Below are 400 nucleotides of genomic sequence, written 5' to 3'. Positions count from 1 at the left end.
GCCGCATCTGCCGGACCAGCGGGTGGGCGTCCATGAAGGGGGCGACCCGCGTACCGGAATGCGGAGTGCCGAGGGTGACGAGCGTGCGGACGCGGGCCTCGCCGCCGAGGCGCTGGACGTAGTACCGCCCGACCAGCCCGCCCAGACTGTGCCCGACCAGGTCCACCCGCTCCTGCCCGGTGCGCTCGCACAGTTCCTCGACGCGACGGGCGAGGTGGCGGGCGGTCACCCGCAGGTCGAGCGTGAAGGGGGAGTAGTTGTACGCCTCCACGTGCCGCCGCCCGCCGGCGGCGAGGGTGCGGCGCAGCAGGACGAAGACGGACCGGTTGTCGGTGAACCCGTGCAGCAGTAGTACGGGCGGCCGGCCGAGGTCCTTTCCGCCTGTCGAGGCGGGCTTCTC

General features: G+C 73.2%; 1 protein-coding gene. It reads right to left on the bottom strand.

What is annotated here, in order from left to right:
• The coding region (locus G3I78_RS50090) for an alpha/beta fold hydrolase (RefSeq protein ID WP_164437332.1) at nt 1–400 on the bottom strand (400 nt) is incomplete at both ends.

Source organism: Streptomyces sp. SID13726, from assembly GCF_010548375.1.
Lineage (GTDB): Bacteria > Actinomycetota > Actinomycetes > Streptomycetales > Streptomycetaceae > Streptomyces.
This window is presented reverse-complemented; position numbering and strand designations above follow the sequence as displayed.